This window comes from Rhodopseudomonas sp. BR0C11 (assembly GCF_010820945.1).
Classification (GTDB): Bacteria; Pseudomonadota; Alphaproteobacteria; order Rhizobiales; family Xanthobacteraceae; genus Rhodopseudomonas; species Rhodopseudomonas palustris_H.
Map to the genome: position 1 here is coordinate 1 of NZ_QTKI01000757.1, position 944 is coordinate 944.

At 63.9% G+C, this 944-nt stretch carries 1 protein-coding gene; it reads right to left on the reverse strand.

Annotation, left to right across the window (positions count from 1 at the left end):
• Positions 1-944, reverse strand: a 944-nt coding sequence (locus DYI24_RS27175; protein WP_164574526.1) for an ATP-dependent helicase, incomplete at both ends; no start/stop codon positions are given.

A 944-nucleotide genomic window follows, 5' to 3' on the forward strand; every position in this document is an offset into this window, starting at 1 on the left:
GCATCTGCACGGTGGCGTCACCGAGGCCGCGCTTCGGCACGTTGACGATGCGTTCGAAGGCGAGGTCGTCGGCGGGCGAGTTGATCACCCGCAAGTAAGCCAGCGCGTCGCGGATTTCGGCGCGCTCATAGAACCGCGGGCCGCCGATCACCCGGTAGGGCAGGCCGAGGGTGACGAAGCGGTCTTCGAACTCGCGCATCTGGAACGAGGCGCGGACCAGGATAGCGATCTCGTTGAGCGCATGGCCTTGGCGCTGCAGCTGCTCGATTTCCTCGCCGATGGCGCGGGCTTCCTCTTCGGAGTCCCAAGCGCCGGTGACGGTGACCATCTCGCCGTCGACGTCTTCGGTGCGCAGCGTCTTGCCGAGCCGGCCTTCATTGTGCGCGATCAGGTGCGAGGCGGCGGCGAGGATGTGGCCGGTCGAGCGATAGTTGCGCTCCAGGCGAATGACCTTGGCGCCGGGAAAGTCGTGCTCGAACCGCAGGATGTTGTCGACCTCGGCACCGCGCCAGCCATAGATCGACTGATCGTCGTCGCCGACGCAGCAGATGTTTTTGGGGGGCGAGGTTTGGGCAACGACATCGTTGCTCCCTCGGTCGTCATCACCGGGCCGACGCGCAGCGTCGAGACCCGGTGATCCATCGTCTTGCGAAGAAGGGATGGATTGCCGGGTCGAGCCCGGCAATGACGATGGGGAAGGGGATGACGATTGCGAAGGCGTCTGCGACAGCAGCCGCAGCCAGAGATACTGCGCGACGTTCGTGTCCTGATACTCGTCGACCAGGATGAATTTGAATCGGGATTGATACTGCCGCAGCACGTCGGGGTGTTCGCGGAACAGTCTGATGTTTTCCAGCAGCAGATCGCCGAAATCGGCGGCGTTGAGGATCTTCAGCCGCTCTTGGTATTGCGCGTAGAGCTTGCCGCCGCGGCCGTTGCCGAAC